We start from the raw sequence: 15261 nt of genomic DNA on the forward strand, positions 1-15261 counted from the left end.
AGCTCATGACCGACACGACGTTGCCCCCGGAGGAACCGTCGCACGATCGGATCGAACCGGTCGACATTCAGCAGGAGATGCAGTCCAGCTACATCGATTACGCGATGAGCGTGATCGTGGGCCGTGCGCTGCCCGACGTGCGCGACGGACTCAAGCCCGTGCATCGCCGTGTGCTGTATGCGATGTACGACAACGGCTATCGCCCGGACCGCGGCTATGTGAAGTCCGCCCGCCCGGTCGCCGAGACGATGGGTAACTATCACCCTCACGGCGACAGCTCGATCTACGACACCTTGGTGCGCATGGCGCAGCCGTGGTCGCTGCGCTACCCGCTGGTCGACGGCCAGGGCAACTTCGGATCTCGCGGCAACGACGGCGCGGCCGCCATGCGATACACCGAGTGCCGCCTCACCCCGCTCGCCATGGAAATGGTGCGCGAAATCGACCACGAAACAGTCGATTTCGCGCCGAACTACGACGGCAAGACGCAGGAGCCGACGGTTCTCCCGAGCCGCATCCCGAACCTGCTGATCAACGGTTCCGGCGGCATCGCGGTCGGTATGGCCACCAATATTCCGCCGCACAACCTGCGCGAGGTAGCCGAGGCCATCTACTGGGCGCTCGACAACCACGAGGCCGACGAAGAAACCACCCTCGACGCGGTCATGGAGCGGGTCAAGGGACCCGACTTCCCGACCTACGGGTTGATCGTCGGCGGCCAGGGTATCCAGGACGCCTACCGCACCGGCCGTGGATCGGTCCGGATGCGCGGCGTGGTGGAGATCGAGGAGTCCGACAAGGGCGCCACTCAAATCGTCATCACTGAGCTGCCGTACCAGGTCAACCCGGACAACCTGATCACCTCGATCGCCGAACAGGTGCGCGACGGCAAGATCGCCGGTATCTCCAAGATCGAGGATCAGTCCTCGGACCGTGTCGGTATGCGCATCGTCGTCGTCGTCAAGCGGGACGCTGTCGCGAAGGTGGTACTCAACAACCTTTACAAGCATTCGCAGCTGCAGACCAGCTTCGGTTGCAACATGCTGTCCATCGTCGACGGGGTGCCCCGCACCCTGCGCCTGGACCAGATGATCCGGCTGTACACCACCCACCAGCTCGAAGTCATCGTCCGCCGCACGCGTTACCTGCTACGCAAGGCCGAGGAGCGGGCCCATATCCTGCGCGGCCTGGTCAAGGCGCTCGACGCGCTCGACGAAGTCATCCGACTCATTCGCGCGTCGCAGACTGTCGACATCGCGCGTGCGGGTCTGATGGAACTTCTCGACGTCGACGAGATCCAGGCCGACGCGATTCTCGCGATGCAGTTGCGTCGTCTCGCGGCCCTCGAGCGGCAGAAGATCATCGACGAGTTGGCCGAGATCGAACTCGAGATCGCCGATTACCAGGACATTCTGGCCAAGCCGGAGCGTCAGCGCGCGATCGTCCGTGACGAGCTCGCCGAGATTGTCGACAAGTACGGCGACGATCGCCGCACCCGGATCATCGCAGCGGACGGTGACGTCACCGATGAGGACCTCATCGCCCGCGAGGACGTGGTCGTCACGATCACCGAGACGGGCTACGCCAAGCGCACCCGGACAGACCTGTACCGCTCCCAGAAGCGTGGCGGCAAGGGCGTACAGGGTGCCGGGCTCAAGCAGGATGATCTGGTCAAGCACTTCTTCGTCAGCTCCACCCACGACTGGATCTTGTTCTTCACTACGAAGGGCCGGGTATACCGCGCCAAGGCGTACGAGCTGCCCGAGGCGAGCCGTACCGCCCGAGGTCAGCATGTCGCGAACCTGCTGGCGTTCCAGCCGGACGAGCGGATCGCACAGATCATCCAGATCAAGACCTACGAGGACGCCCCGTATCTGGTGCTGGCGACCCGCAACGGCCTGGTCAAGAAGTCCAAGCTCACCGACTTCGACTCCAACCGCAGCGGCGGCATCGTCGCGGTGAACCTGCGCGGTGAGGACGAACTGGTCGGCGTGGTGCTGTGTTCGTCCGACGATGACTTGCTGCTGGTGTCGGCGAAGGGTCAGTCGATCCGATTTGCCGCCACCGACGAGGCGCTGCGCCCGATGGGCCGAGCCACCTCCGGTGTGCAGGGCATGCGGTTCAACCAGGACGACGAGCTGCTTTCGCTCAACGTCGTCCGTGACGACACGTACCTGCTGGTCGCGACGTCCGGCGGCTATGCCAAGCGCACGCCCATCGAGGATTACGTGGCACAGGGTCGCGGCGGAAAGGGTGTTCTCACCATCCAGTACGACCCGAAACGTGGCACCCTGGTTGGTGCGGTCATCGTCGACGACGACGACGAGCTGTACGCGATCACCTCGGGCGGCGGTGTCATCCGTACCGCCGCCAAGCAGGTGCGTAAGGCAGGCCGTCAGACCAAGGGCGTGCGGTTGATGAACCTCGGGGAGGGCGACACCCTGCTCGCAATCGCGCGCAACGCCGATGAGCCCGAAGAAGGCGCTACGGGCTCGGACGATGGAGCGAAGGAGTCCTAGTTGAGTACTCCCCAACAGCCCGGCGAGGGTAAGCAGGGACCGCCTCCGAAGGCCGCCGAGCGGCAGCCTTCGGAGCAGTCGAAGCCGACCCCGCCGGGCGCTGCGGCGGGGTCGCAGAAGCAACCCGCGCCCAGCAGGCCGTCGGTGGGTAAGTCGTTGGACGACAAGCCCGCCGACGGTGCGGCGGCAGCGGGTCCAGCTCAGGGTTCCGGTCCGGCATCGCAGAAGTCGGCGCCGACGCCACCGTGGCAGCGGGGGCAACAGCGTGAGCCGCAGACCAATCTGAACCGACCGAGCGGGCCCGTCGCGGGTCCGTCATCCGCAGGCTCGCGACCGCCCGCCGGACCCCCGAAGCCGCCTGCGCAGACCGGTCCCGGTAAGCCCGGAACCAATGGTGGGACCGGCACGGGCAAGCCGGCGTCGAGTCGACCGGTCATCACGGGCACGGCCGCCCCGAAGCCGCCGGCCGCCCCGAAGCCGCCGGCTGGACCGAATCCCGTCGGTGCTCCGTCGGCTTCCGGTGCGGCCGGGGCAGCGCCCGGCTCCAAGGCGGCAGCCAAGGAAACCGCCAGGGCGAAGGCTGCGGTCATCGACGGGCCGACGCGGAGCATTGCCCGCACCGACCTACCGAAGGACATGCCCGACCTGTCCGCGGTGAAGCATCCGACCGGTGCGCCGGGTTCGGCACGGAAGGCGGCGTCCGCGGCGCTCACAGGGGCGCCTGTCGCCGACGGCGACACGCTGCGGGCGACGGTGCAGCTGCGCCGAATCGACCCGTGGTCGACGCTGAAGGTGTCACTGGTGATCTCGGTGGCATTGTTCTTCGTATGGATGGTCGCCGTCGGCCTGTTGTACATCGTGCTCGACGGCATGGGTGTGTGGGACCGGCTCAACAACGCCTTCACCGACATCGTGTCCGAGTCGAACAGCGGCGGTCTGGTGACCTCCGGTCAGGTGTTCGGCTACTCGGCCCTCGTCGGGCTGATCAATGTGGTTCTTCTCACAGCGCTCGCGACGATCGGGTCGTTCATTTACAACCTGTGCTCCGACCTGGTTGGTGGAGTACAGGTCACCTTGGCTGACCCCGACTGACCAGGTGAAACCGTGCCCCACCGGAGCCGTTTTGGTATCCGCGTCTTCGGTGGGGTAATCTTCTGCCCGGTTCGAGGGCCTATAGCTCAGGCGGTTAGAGCGCTTCGCTGATAACGAAGAGGTCGGAGGTTCAAGTCCTCCTAGGCCCACTCCCCGTGCCAACGAAGGGTCACCAACATGAGGCTCGTCCTGATCGCAGGAGCCGGATTGTTGGTAGCACTCGGCCTCGCCAAATTGCTCTCCAAGCGACGCGGCGAGGACGTCTGGCACGAGGTCACCAGTCGCTGATTCGGTAAATCGGACCGGTGCAGACGGGGCCTTAGCTCAGTTGGTAGAGCGCTGCCTTTGCAAGGCAGATGTCAGGAGTTCGAATCTCCTAGGCTCCACAAGATAGTTCGCAGGGCAAAGCCACCTTCCCGGAAACGAGAAGGTGGCTTTTCTGCGTTCAGGTGTTGCTCAGGTGCCGTGATGGGGCGGCGGCTGCCGCGCGCATCCTCGCGCGCAGCGCGCACGATCGTGCGCGCGCGGCACGAATCTGCGCGCGGCAGGGCCGTTGGACGGCTGGGTCAGCCGGTGATCATGTCGTCCTGGCCCCACACCGCGCGCATGCTGACGATCTTGCCGTCGTCGTCGAACTCCATGATGTCGATGGGGGCGATCTCGAGTGTCTGATCGCCGAGCTTGGTGATCAGGCGGAAGTGGAAGGCAGCGGTGTTGGCTGCGATGCGCAGCGTCACCAGCTCGGCCTCCTGGTCCATGGGCTCGATGATCGCGTAGAACTCGCGGATCGATTCGCGCGTCGTGCGCGGCTCGGTGCCCACGGGATCCTCGACCGTCGCGCCCTCGGCATACAGGGCCAGGACGTCGTCGGCGGTGCCGGTCGCGACGGCCTTGATGTAGCTGTCGACGGTGTTGCGAATGCTCTCGGGCGACGCAGCCATACTGTTCCTCCATAGTTAGAACTTGTTCTAGTTGTGAGGGTAGTCGAGTGCGGTCCGTGCGGGGCTCGGATTCCTGCACCGTGATCGGCGAAGTTGGGGGGGTGGTTCAGTTTCGTTGTCGGGGCACGCGCCCGCGCGGAGCTGCACAAGGAGTCAGAGGTCGTTGCGGTGCCTGTGGGACGCCCGCCGACTGCCACGTGTCGATCGCCGGCGTTGTGGCCACGCTGGCGCTGTGTACAGTCCCGGCGCCAGAACCTGTTCTTGCTGAAATTGTCCGTGTCCTGCGTCCGAATGGACGCCTGCCGTTCCGTGAACACGTACGCTCCGAAGATCCGGCTTTCGCGCGGTGGCAAGACCACCTCGCGGGGGCGTGGTCGGTATTCGGGGTGCCGATGCAATCGACGCGCTCTCTCGTCGATCTCGCTGACGTTCGGGGACGTCGAGGTCGATCATGGAGTGTGGCAGGGGATGCCCGCATTGGTTCGTCTGTTGACGATGGGACGGGCGATGCGGAGCGAGGGCGGTCTGGCAAACGACCGTTGAGTCTGACGAACAAGGGGGAAGCAGTGAGTCGTACAGGGAGGGCGGTAGTCACGGCTGCCGATGCAAGACAACCACGTACCGAGAAACGCGCGGAGATTCTGGCCGCAGCTTCGGAGCTGTTTGCAGTCAAGGGCTATACCGGGACATCGATGCGGGACATTGCGAATGACACCGGAATGCTCGCCGGCAGTCTCTACTACCACTTCGATTCCAAGGAGGCACTGGCCGCGACGATGGTGCGCGACCTGTGCAACGACATAGCCGACGCAGTACAACGCCCGGTGAATCCCGCCGATTCACCCGTCGAGGCAATCCGCCGGTTCGCCCTCGACATAGCCGACGCCGCTGCACGTCATCCTGGTGCGCTACAGGTGTGCCTCGGTGTCCCGGAAACCCGTGACGAGGAATTGGCGGCGTTGCTCGTGGCCGAGCCCCGGGTAGCGGACAAGAAGTGGCAGTCGCTGGTGCGGGCGGCCGAAACTGCCGGTGCCCTCCGACCCGAGGTGGATGTGCGTCTTCTGCGCGAGGTGCTCCGCGTCGCGCTGGCACACAGCGCGACGTTGACGCCCACCGGCTTCTCCGCCCGAAAAGTGGCCGGGTGCACGATCGACATACTGTTCGACGGTTTGACCACCAAGCCGGCAGATACGGACCTGTCAGAATCGGACGCGGCGCGTGTTGCCCGCCGTGTGATCGCTTCGTGGGACCGTGAAGACCGGAATGTTCACTCCGACAAGCAGGATCGGATTCTCGATGCGGCACGCTTCGTCTTCGCCGAGCGCGGATTCGATGCGACGACGACGCGGGACATAGCGCACTCCGTCGGACTCACACAGGGCAGCCTGTATCACCACTTCGATTCGCGGGAGGCGATCCTGGTCGCGATCCTGGAGCGGTTCTCGACCCGGATGCGGGAGGCACACGACGAGATCGCCTCGGTTGGGGGAACGCCGCTCGAGACCGTCGACGCGTTGATCCGGATGCGCAGCGCGGCCGGCAAGCGGTTCGACGCCGAAGTGGTGATCCTCAGGTCGTGGGCGATGTTGACCAGCAAGGAGCACTTCGACTTCCTGAAGAAGGACGGCCGCAAGTCGCTGCGGGTGTGGGATCGAGCGTTCACTGCGGGCGTCCGCGATGGAAGCATCACGATGCCGGGCTCGGGTCGGCTGGTGTTCCATTGCATCGGTGAAATCCTTTGGTCCACAAATGGATTACCGCGAGTCTCGGTGGACCGCTTGACTCGATACAACCTCGAGACGGTGCTGTGGGGTGCATCACCCAAGTAGCACCCACCGGGACAGGAGCAGGGAAGCATGAGCGGGAAATGGTGGGCGGCCGTGGTCATGGCGGTCGCGGTCACGGTGGTGGTTGCGCCCTCGGCGACGGCGGATCCGGACTTCTACCTGCCGCCGGCACAAGTGCCTTCGGGCGCTGCGGGTGATCTGATCCGCAGCGAGCCGATGCCGCTCGCGTGGCAGGCCGGCACATTTCCCGCTGATGCGACCCGAATCATGTATCGAAGCAACGACACTCACGGTGTGCCCAATGTGATCACCGGAACATACTTCGATCCGGCTCTGCCGTGGCCGGGGCCGGGGTCGCGACCGCTGGTGAGCATGGCCGCTGGTACCCAGGGACAGGGCGACCAGTGTGCGCCGTCCAAGACGATCGGTGGTGTGGTTCAGTACAGTCCACCGGCCAACGTGAGGCTGTCCTACGAGGCGGTGTTCGTGAACGCGCTGCTTTCCCGCGGTATTGCGGTGGTGCTCACCGATTACGAGGGACTCGGGACCCCCGGGATCCATACGTATGTCAATCGGGCGTCGGAGGCACATGCGGTGCTCGATGCCGCCCGGGCTGCGAAACGACTTCCAGGAACCGGGATTGTCGCGGACGGTCCGGTTGGATTCTGGGGGTACTCGCAGGGCGGTGGTGCGGCGGCTGCGGCGGTCGAGTTGGCCCCCGAGTATGCACCCGACCTGGACGTGCGCGGGGCCTACGCCGGCGCCCCGCCGGCCGACCTCGCCGCGACTCTCGAGAGAATCGACGGGACCTCACTGACCGGTGCGATCGGATACGCGCTGAACAGCATCGCGCAGGCCTATCCGGAGTCGAGGCCGTTGATCGAGGCAGAGACCAACGAGCGAGGTCGCGCGATGCTCGCGGACGTACAAGACCAGTGCGTCGCGGAGACGCTGACTCGATACGGCTACCAGCGCAGCGCGGACTTCACCCGCACCGGTGAGTCATTGTCGACCGTGCTCGCGCGTCAACCGCTGGCCGTTGAATTGCTCGCGGAGCAGCGAATCGGCAACCGCACCCCGCAAGCGCCGGTGCTGATTCAGGCCGCCACCAATGACGACATCGTCCCGTTCGACCAGGCCAGGCAGCTCGCCGCAGACTGGTGTGCGAGGGGCACGACAGTCCAGTTCTCCGAGAACGGGTTACCCCCGGTCACGCCCGGACTTGCGGTCAATCACGGACTGCCCTACGTGCTCGGGGCGCCGGAGTCGGTGACGTGGCTTACCGACCGATTCGCCGGCAGACCCGCGCCGAACAACTGCTCGGCATGATGACCGGGCTAGGCGGAAGCGGGCCGCGAATCGGTAAGTGATGGCGGCTCGGCGGCCACGGGGGGCATCTCGCGACGCCGGGTGAGCGCCCTCGCGACAGCACCGGCTGCCGCGACGGCAACACCGAGGCCGATCAGCATGCGGCGCCCGGTCGGGGGCGTCGGGGCGGAGGTTGTCTTGGTCGCACGCGTCATGGCTCCACTGTCGCACAGCCGCCGTGCCGATGCCGTCGTGTCGTCGCCGCGGTGTTCGTGGTCGCCGCAAGCGCGGTAATGGCACGATAGGGGGGTGACTTCACAGACTGCTACCGCAACGCTGCACACCAACCGTGGCGACATCAAGATCTCCCTGTTCGGTAACCACGCGCCGAAGACCGTCGAGAACTTCGTCGGCCTGGCCGATGGTTCCAAGGAGTACTCGACGCAGAACGCCAAGGGCGAGGCTTCCGGCCCGTTCTACGACGGTGCCGTGTTCCACCGCGTCATCGACGGCTTCATGATCCAGGGCGGCGACCCGACCGGCACCGGCCGCGGCGGCCCGGGCTACAAGTTCGGCGACGAGTTCCACCCGGAGCTGCAGTTCGACCGTGGTTACCTGCTCGCCATGGCGAACGCCGGTCCGGGTACCAACGGCTCGCAGTTCTTCATCACCGTGGGTCCCACCCCGCACCTGAACCGTCGTCACACCATCTTCGGTGAGGTGCTGGACGAGGAGTCGAAGAAGGTCGTCGACGCCATCGCCACCACCGCCGTCGATCGCTCCGACCGCCCGGTCGACGAGGTCGTGATCAACAGCATCACCGTCGCGTAGTACCACCGCACAGAGCGAAGGATTCACAGATGACGAACCCCGGCTGGGGTGGTGCGGCGAGCGAGGGCACCCCGCCACCTCAGCCGAGGTGCGTGCGCCACCCCGATCGCCCCACCGCGCTGTCCTGCACCCGTTGTGGCCGCCCGGCGTGCCCTGACTGCCTGCGTGCCGCGTCTGTCGGGCATCAGTGCGTCGACTGTGTCGCCGCCGGTCAGCGGGAGATGCCGCAGGCCCGCACCGTCTCCGGCGCGCAGATCCGCACACAGAACCCGACGCCCGTCGTCACGTATGCGCTGATGGCGCTGAACGTGCTGATCTTCGCGATCACCGCGCTGCAGGCCAAGTCTCTGATGGACAACGGCGGCGGGGTCATCAACCGGTTCACCGGTGTCGCGACGTTCGATTCGCCGCTGTTCGGCCGGTTGGTGCTCGCGCCCGACCTGGTGGCCCAGGGCGAATGGATCCGGCTGCTCGGCAGCGGATTCCTGCACTTCGGCCTCGTCCACCTGGCCGTGAACATGTTTGCGCTGTGGGTGCTCGGCCGGGACACCGAGTTCGTGCTCGGGCGGAGTCGATACCTGGCGGTCTACCTGCTCGCACTCTTCGGCGGGTCGGCCTCGGCTCTGACGTTCGAGTCGCTCGGTGCGTTCACCGCCGGAGCGTCCGGCGCGATCTTCGGGATCATGGGCGCTCAAGCGGTGTTGTTGCTGCGAATGCGCCGAAGCGCCAATCCGATCCTGGCGGTGATCGGCCTCAACATCGTGATCAGCCTCACGGTCCCAGGCATCTCCCTGTGGGGGCACATCGGTGGACTCGTGGTGGGCGCCGCCGCGACCGCCGTGCTGGTGTACGCGCCGACCGGTCAGCGCACCGCCGCCGATCTTGCCCGGTCCCGAACTCTCGGCTGGGTGGGCCTTGCCGCGGTAGGCGTGCTGGTGGCGGGTCTGATCGCGCTGCGTGTCGTCGGGTTGCGTGATCAGATGGGCCTCGCCTAGTCCGACGCCCGAGCCTCCGGGGGCACCAGCCCGTGCACCGTCAGGGCATCGAACACGACGTTCGGATCGGCCCCCAAGTCCCAGCGTCCGAAGATCAGTAGCCGTTCGGCGCCGTCCGGGTCCACCGCGTCGATCTCGAGCATCGGCACCCGGCGCCCCAGCCGCGGATAGCGCACGATGCGGATTCGCAGGATGTCAGCGCGCCGGTACACGCGACGCCCGGTCAGCCGGGTCGCGGCAACCGCAGACTCGCCATCGAGCGACACGACCGCCAGCTTGGGTCGCTGCCGGGCACCCAGCCCGGCGAGGACGAGCATCCCCACTGCGGCCACTGCGGCAAGGAAACGGCCGGGCGCATCGACGCCCGTCAGGAACGTGCCGCCCACCAGTACCGTCGCGCCGACGATCAATGCGCCCACCGCGGCCAATGGCGTGGACCACTCCAGCGGAGGTTCGAGATCGAGTTCATCCTCAGGCATGTGCACAACTACCCTCGTTATCCACAGGGTTTATCCACACTGGGGATGAATAACATCCGCGTAATTGTGAAGCTGTGGATAACTCGATGGGTGTGGTGAATTTGCTGGTCAACGCCATTTCATGGTCATGATCAGGCCGACCACCATGAACCCGAAGCCGATCAGGAAGTTGTACGCGCCGAGGTTGTTCATCCATGTGAGGTCTTCACCGGCCAGGTAATACACAATCAGCCATGCCAGTCCGACGAGCATGACACCGAGCATCACCGACACATACAGAGCGCTCGACGGACCCGCCTTGACCTTCACCGGAGTGCGGTTCGCGGGATTGATCGTGTAGTCGGTCTTCTTGCGGACCTTCGACTTCGGCATGGCGTCCTTATTCGTGTGGATGGACAAACGCGGCGGACCTCAGGTATCCGGATCCGCCCGGGCGGACAGGGTACATTCGGCACTACCTGTTGTGTAATACACGCTAACTCAAACAAGCACAGCCAGGACCGGTCCCGCGCCGAATCGTCCATGGTGGGGAGTGGTGGTCGAGGGTGCCCGACGTCGAGGAAGAGCCGCGGGGTGGACGCCTGAGGTTCGGCTTCTGGCCGGTCGCCGTCCTGGTGGTCTGCCTGGTGGCAGGCCTACTGCTCGCGACGACCCGGCAGGTGTCCCATGGCAACGAGTTGCGGGCCGCGGACTCGGCCCGGCTTTCCGATCTGGTGCGTCGAGCGCAAACCGAGGTCGACGCCGCCGCCAGCACCCGTGATCGCCTTGCGGCGCAGGTCCTGAATCTGCAGGAGAGCGCTGCCGGCACCGATACCCGGGTTGCGGAAGTGCTCGGGGAGAGCCGTGGGCCGGCGGAGGCAGCCGGTCTGACCGCGCTCAGCGGGCCCGGTGTCGTGGTCACCCTCACGGATGCGCCCCGTGATGCGGACGGCAGGTACCCGGCTGGTGCCGCACCGGACGATCTGGTGGTCCACCAGCAGGACGTGCAGAGCGTGCTCAATGCGTTGTGGGCCGGTGGTGCGGAGGCGGTCGCGATGCAGGACCAGCGAATTGTGAGCACGTCCGCGCCGCGCTGCATTGGTAATACGCTGCTGCTGCACGGGCGCACGTACAGCCCGCCGTACGTGGTGACCGCGCTCGGCAATCCGACCCGGCTGGCCGCGACGCTGGCGAACGAGCCCGGCATCAGGACGTTCAAGCAGTATGCGGTGCGGTACGGGCTCGGTTACGCGCAGCAGGAGTCGGACCATCTGTCGGTTCCGGCATACACGGGGCAGCTGCATACCGAGTTCGCGCGCCCAGTCGCGTAACGACTGCACAGTACTGCGCATTACGCTGCTTGCATGCGCATCCTGGTCGTCGACAACTACGACAGCTTCGTGTTCAACCTGGTGCAGTATCTGGGCCAGCTCGGGACGCGGGCGGACGTGTGGCGCAACGACGACCCCCGACTGACCGGGGATGATGCGATCGCGTCCGCTGCGGCCGAGTTCGACGGTATTCTGCTCAGCCCCGGTCCCGGGACGCCGCAGCGCGCCGGCGCGACGATGCCGCTGGTTGGCGCGTGTGCCGCAGCGAAGACGCCGCTGCTGGGTGTGTGCCTCGGGCATCAGGCGATCGGCGCCGCGTTCGGTGCCACCGTCGATCGGGCGCCGGAATTGCTACACGGTAAGACCAGCCTCGTCCATCACGGCGGCGTCGGCGTGCTCGCCGGGCTGCCGGACCCGTTCACCGCCACCCGCTACCACTCGCTGACCGTTCGCGAGGACACGATTCCCGAGGAACTCGAGGTCACCGCCCACACCGACAGCGGCATCGTCATGGCGATGCGCCATCGCGAGCTGCCGATCCACGGCGTTCAGTTCCACCCGGAGTCTGTGCTCACGCAGGGCGGTCACAGAATGCTCGCGAACTGGCTCGGGGTGTGCGGTGAGGCGCCCGCCGAGACACTGGTCGCGACGCTCGAGGACGAGGTCGCCCGCTCGCTGGGGGACGCACTCACGCGCTGACCTCCGGCTGGGTCTCGGCGGGCCTCAGCGGGGGATGCCGAACGCGCCGACGCTCACCGACAGCGGCGAATTCTTCGCCACGTCCGATCCGGCCTGCTGCTGCTGGCTCAGGACCTTCCCGACCAGGTCGGTGTCGAGCGTCTGCGTCGAGCTCTGTGCCAGCTGGTTCGACGACCCCGTCCAACCGGCCTTGCGTAGGGTGTCGAGGGCCTGCGACACCGACAGCCCGGTCAGGTCCGGCATCGTGAACAGTTTGCCGTTGGACACCTGGATGCGAATCGTCTCGCCCTTCGCAGTGGATGTCCCGCCGGCCGGATCGGTGGAGATCACCTGACCCTCTGGCTTACTGGAATCCACCTTCTCGATGTCCACCTTGAAGCCTGCGCCCTCGATGTTCGGCTGCGCGACATCGATCGTCTGCCCGATCACATTCGGTACCCGCACCTGTTCGGGGCCGGACCCCAACGTGACCGCGACCGCCGAGTCGACACTGATCTTCGCGCCGGCGGACGGCTCCTGCCCCACCACCTTGTCCAGCTGATTCGGATCGGACGGTGCGCGGCTCACCTTGGTGTCCAGGCGAAGTCCGGCTGCGTTGAGTGCCTGCGTCGCCTCGTCCTGAGAGAGTCCGGTCAGTCGCGGCACCGCCACCTGCGCGGGCCCTGACGACACCTCCATGACGACGGTGCTGTTCTCCTCCGCCATCGACCCGGCGACAGGCCGGGTGGTGATCACGTTGCCGCTGGCGACGACGGGGTCGGGTTTGGTCTGGATCGACGCCTTCAGTTTCGCGGCCGTCAGCTGGGCCTCGGCATCCTGGGCGCTGCGGTTCGAGACGTCGGGCACCTTGACCATCGTGGGAGTCGACAGCACCGAGTAGCCGAAGACACCGACGATGCCGAGCACGATCAGCATTGCGACCGCAAGCAGCACGTTTCGCGTGGTGCGGGGCTTCTTCGACGGTGGGGGCGTGGCCGCGGGGACCCGGGTCGGCTCGACGGTCGGCGTGGCCCGGTAGCCGTTGCCGGAGTCGGCCTCGACCGCCCCGAGGAACGTTGTGCGATCCTCGTCGGTCATCACCATCGGTGCGCTCGGACGCTGCCCGCCGAGCACCCGTACCAGGTCGCTGCGCATCTCCGCGGCGCTCTGATAGCGGTTCGCCGGATTCTTGCTCATCGCCTTGAGGATCACCGAGTCGAGCGCGCGCGGCACCGCCGGATTCACCAGTGACGGCTGCTGAGGATCCTCGCGGACATGTTGGTAGGCGACCGCGACCGGTGAATCACCGGTAAATGGCGGCCGGCCGGTGAGGATCTCGTACAGCACGCAGCCCAGCGAGTAGACATCCGAGCGGGCATCGACCTGCTCACCGCGGGCCTGTTCCGGGGACAGGTACTGCGCGGTGCCGATCACTGCGGCGGTCTGCGTCATCGGGCTGGAGCTGTCCGAGATGGCGCGGGCGATGCCGAAGTCCATCACCTTCACCGCGCCGGCCCGGTTGATCATGATGTTCGCGGGCTTGATGTCGCGGTGCACGATGCCGTTGCGGTGACTGAAATCGAGTGCCGCACACACGTCAGCGATGATTTCCATCGCCCGCCGCGGCGCCAGCGGGCCCTCGGTACGGACGATGTCGCGCAGGGTGTCGCCGTCGACGTACTCCATGACGATGTACGGCAGAGGGCCGGCGTCGGTCTCGGCCTCGCCGGTGTCGTACACCGCAACGATCGCGGGATGGTTCAGAGCGGCGGCGTTCTGGGCCTCACGGCGGAATCGCAGGTAAGAAGTGGGGTCGCGGGCGAGATCCGCTCGCAGCACCTTGATCGCCACATCACGGCTGAGCCTCAGGTCCCGTCCGAGATGCACCTCGGACATGCCACCGAATCCGAGAATCTCACCCAGCTCGTACCGGGAAGAGAGATTGCGCGGTGTAGTCATGGGAGTCCTTGTGTGACCGTGGTGGTGGCGGTCGTGGTGGTGGCGGTCGTGGTGGGAGCTGTGGTGGTCGTCGTGGTCCGCGGCGGTGTCGTTGTGGTGGTCGTGGTCCGCGGCGGTGTCGTGGTGGTTGTGGTTGGTGGCGGTGTCGTGGTGGTTGTGGTTGTGGTTGGTGGCGGTGTCGTGGTGGTGGTCGTGGTCCGCGGCGGTGTCGTGGTCGTCACCGGGACCTTCGAGGTGCTCGTGACCACCGGAGGCGTCGACGGTTCCTTCGATCCACCGCCGAAGAGCAGCAGTCCCAGGGCGGCGATCGCGGCCACGGTGAGTAGACCGCCACCGGCCCAGGCGACGGCTTTCTGACCGCTGGTCCAGCCACTGCCGTCCCCATTGTCACCGTCGGCCGGCGTGTCGACGTTTCCGGTGTCGGCGTAGTTGCGTTGTGCGGTCGGCATCATCGCCGTCGGTGCGGCAGCCGGGGGCAGGACCGTGCGGGCCGCGCCGGTCGATACGCCCCCGGGCGGCGGCGGACGACGTCCGGCGCGGACCGCGGCCACCGCGTCCGCGAATTCACCACCGCTGGCGTAGCGGCCCGCGGGATCCTTGGTCAGGGTGATGTCGATGAGTTCCCGGATCTGCGCCGGCAGATCCACCGGCATCGGCTCGGGCGGCTCCTGCACGTGCTTCATCGCGACGGTCAGGGTGCCGCCTCCGGTGAACGGCCGTCTGCCGGACAGCGCCTCGTAGCCGACAACGCCCAGCGAGTACACGTCGCTGGCCGCGGTGGCCTCCTGACCGAGTGCCTGCTCGGGCGCGATGTACTGCGCGGTGCCCATCACCATGCCGGTCCGGGTCACCGGGGAGGCGTCGACGGCCTTCGCGATGCCGAAATCGGTGATCTTCACCTGGCCGGTGGGGGTGATCAGGATGTTGCCGGGCTTGACGTCGCGGTGCACCACGCCCGCCGAATGTGCGGTCTGCAGGGCGCGTGCGGTTTGCTCGAGCATGTCCAGCGCATGCGGGATCGACAGCCGTCCCACCCGCGCCAGGACTGCGTTGAGCGGTTCACCGGCGACCAGCTCCATCACCAGGTACGCGGTAGGCGCGCCGGAATCGTCGCGGGTCTCGCCGTAGTCGTACACCCCGGCGATGCCCGGATGGTTGAGCTGTGCGGTGGTGCGGGCCTCGATGCGGAACCGCTCGATGAACTCCGGGTCCGACGAGAACTCGGCCTTGAGCACCTTCACCGCGACACGACGGTCGAGCCGGCCGTCGGTGGCCTCCCATACCTGGCCCATGCCGCCGGTCGCGATCAGCCGCTGCAGCCGGTAGCGGCCGCCGATCACTGATCCGTTGGTCAACGACATG

At 66.4% G+C, this 15261-nt stretch carries 14 protein-coding genes and 2 tRNA genes; 10 read left to right on the forward strand and 6 right to left on the reverse strand.

What is annotated here, in order from left to right; genetic code table 11:
• The first annotated feature begins 5 nt into the window (after window positions 1–5).
• From gyrA to ERC79_RS11615, 4 genes are all read left to right on the forward strand, one after another.
• Entirely contained in the window at window positions 6–2519 is a 2514-nt protein-coding gene (gyrA, locus tag ERC79_RS11600) for a DNA gyrase subunit A (protein WP_131578311.1), read from the forward strand.
• Window positions 2520–3611 carry a DUF3566 domain-containing protein gene (locus ERC79_RS11605; RefSeq protein WP_131578312.1) on the forward strand — a complete coding sequence of 364 codons (1092 nt, stop codon included), beginning with the start codon at window positions 2520–2522 and terminating at the stop codon, window positions 3609–3611.
• A gap of 75 nt (window positions 3612–3686) precedes the next feature.
• Window positions 3687–3760, forward strand: a tRNA-Ile gene (locus ERC79_RS11610).
• Between the two features lie 164 nt (window positions 3761–3924).
• Window positions 3925–3997: transfer RNA gene (locus ERC79_RS11615), tRNA-Ala, on the forward strand.
• A 180-nt stretch (window positions 3998–4177) separates the two neighbouring features.
• Here ERC79_RS11615 and ERC79_RS11620 read toward each other — a convergent pair.
• A complete protein-coding gene (locus ERC79_RS11620) occupies window positions 4178–4552 on the reverse strand; it encodes a nuclear transport factor 2 family protein (RefSeq protein ID WP_131578314.1) in 375 nt (124 codons plus the stop codon).
• Between the two features lie 566 nt (window positions 4553–5118).
• Here ERC79_RS11620 and ERC79_RS11625 point away from each other — a divergent pair.
• Window positions 5119–6381, forward strand: coding sequence for a TetR/AcrR family transcriptional regulator (locus ERC79_RS11625; protein ID WP_242676532.1), 1263 nt, complete (start codon window positions 5119–5121; stop codon window positions 6379–6381).
• Between the two features lie 27 nt (window positions 6382–6408).
• Window positions 6409–7668 (forward strand): lipase family protein, encoded by a 1260-nt coding sequence (locus ERC79_RS11630; protein ID WP_131578317.1) that lies wholly within the window; start codon window positions 6409–6411, stop codon window positions 7666–7668.
• An 8-nt stretch (window positions 7669–7676) separates the two neighbouring features.
• Here the strand turns inward: ERC79_RS11630 and ERC79_RS11635 are convergent, their stop codons facing one another.
• Entirely contained in the window at window positions 7677–7862 is a 186-nt protein-coding gene (locus tag ERC79_RS11635; RefSeq protein ID WP_131578318.1) for a hypothetical protein, read from the reverse strand.
• 94 nt (window positions 7863–7956) lie between these two features.
• Between ERC79_RS11635 and ERC79_RS11640 the strand changes: the two genes are divergently transcribed.
• Together ERC79_RS11640 and ERC79_RS11645 are read left to right on the forward strand one after the other, a co-directional pair.
• Window positions 7957–8478 (forward strand): peptidylprolyl isomerase, encoded by a 522-nt coding sequence (locus tag ERC79_RS11640; RefSeq protein WP_131578319.1) that lies wholly within the window; start codon window positions 7957–7959, stop codon window positions 8476–8478.
• Window positions 8479–8507: 29 nt separating this feature from the next.
• A complete protein-coding gene (locus ERC79_RS11645) occupies window positions 8508–9473 on the forward strand; it encodes a rhomboid family intramembrane serine protease (protein ID WP_131578320.1) in 966 nt (321 codons plus the stop codon).
• Here ERC79_RS11645 and ERC79_RS11650 read toward each other — a convergent pair.
• Together ERC79_RS11650 and crgA are read right to left on the reverse strand one after the other, a co-directional pair.
• Entirely contained in the window at window positions 9470–9952 is a 483-nt protein-coding gene (locus tag ERC79_RS11650; RefSeq protein WP_131578322.1) for a PH domain-containing protein, read from the reverse strand. The two genes, ERC79_RS11645 and ERC79_RS11650, sit on opposite strands and share 4 nt — an antisense overlap.
• A gap of 108 nt (window positions 9953–10060) precedes the next feature.
• Entirely contained in the window at window positions 10061–10324 is a 264-nt protein-coding gene (gene crgA / locus ERC79_RS11655) for a cell division protein CrgA (RefSeq protein ID WP_131578323.1), read from the reverse strand.
• A 173-nt stretch (window positions 10325–10497) separates the two neighbouring features.
• Here crgA and ERC79_RS11660 point away from each other — a divergent pair, with 173 nt between their 5' ends.
• Both ERC79_RS11660 and ERC79_RS11665 read left to right on the forward strand, forming a co-directional pair.
• A complete protein-coding gene (locus ERC79_RS11660) occupies window positions 10498–11262 on the forward strand; it encodes a DUF881 domain-containing protein (RefSeq protein ID WP_131578324.1) in 765 nt (254 codons plus the stop codon).
• A gap of 33 nt (window positions 11263–11295) precedes the next feature.
• On the forward strand, window positions 11296–11961 hold the full coding sequence (locus ERC79_RS11665) for an aminodeoxychorismate/anthranilate synthase component II (protein ID WP_131578326.1): 666 nt from the start codon (window positions 11296–11298) through the stop codon (window positions 11959–11961).
• Between the two features lie 24 nt (window positions 11962–11985).
• Here the strand turns inward: ERC79_RS11665 and pknB are convergent, their stop codons facing one another.
• On the reverse strand, window positions 11986–13899 hold the full coding sequence (gene pknB / locus ERC79_RS11670; RefSeq protein ID WP_131578327.1) for a Stk1 family PASTA domain-containing Ser/Thr kinase: 1914 nt from the start codon (window positions 13897–13899) through the stop codon (window positions 11986–11988).
• On the reverse strand, window positions 13896–15260 hold the full coding sequence (locus ERC79_RS11675) for a serine/threonine-protein kinase (RefSeq protein ID WP_131578329.1): 1365 nt from the start codon (window positions 15258–15260) through the stop codon (window positions 13896–13898). The genes pknB and ERC79_RS11675 overlap by 4 nt, the downstream gene beginning before the upstream one ends.
• Window position 15261: the final 1 nt, after the last annotated feature.

This window comes from Rhodococcus sp. ABRD24, from assembly GCF_004328705.1.
Lineage (GTDB): Bacteria > Actinomycetota > Actinomycetes > Mycobacteriales > Mycobacteriaceae > Prescottella.